1 pseudogene is annotated in these 239 nt (G+C 49.0%); it reads left to right on the top strand.

The features are described 5' to 3' along the window. Positions 1-239: pseudogene (locus tag AACW06_RS20665) on the top strand (IS4 family transposase); the annotation flags it as partial.

Genomic DNA, 239 nt, shown 5'->3' with positions numbered 1-239 from the left:
GCCTTACACTGCGAAGCCGACTCCCAGAGCTCGTGAGACAAGAGCTCTGGGGAATACTACTGACATACAACTTAATCAGATATCAAATGGTGCAGATGTGTAATACGTTGAATGGAGACTACTTGCCGTACCAACTTAGCTTCAATGGAGCCTTAGCCCACATCATGCGCCTAATAGTGGGGCTTCCCTACGCGTCACCAGGTGCAATACCGAGGCAACTCCAAAACTTCTACGCAATG

Source organism: Vibrio sp. S12_S33, assembly GCF_963889785.1.
GTDB classification, from domain to species: domain Bacteria; phylum Pseudomonadota; class Gammaproteobacteria; order Enterobacterales; family Vibrionaceae; genus Vibrio; species Vibrio aestuarianus.
The sequence above is the reverse complement of the archived record's forward strand: the minus strand, read 5'-3'. Positions and strand labels throughout refer to the sequence as shown.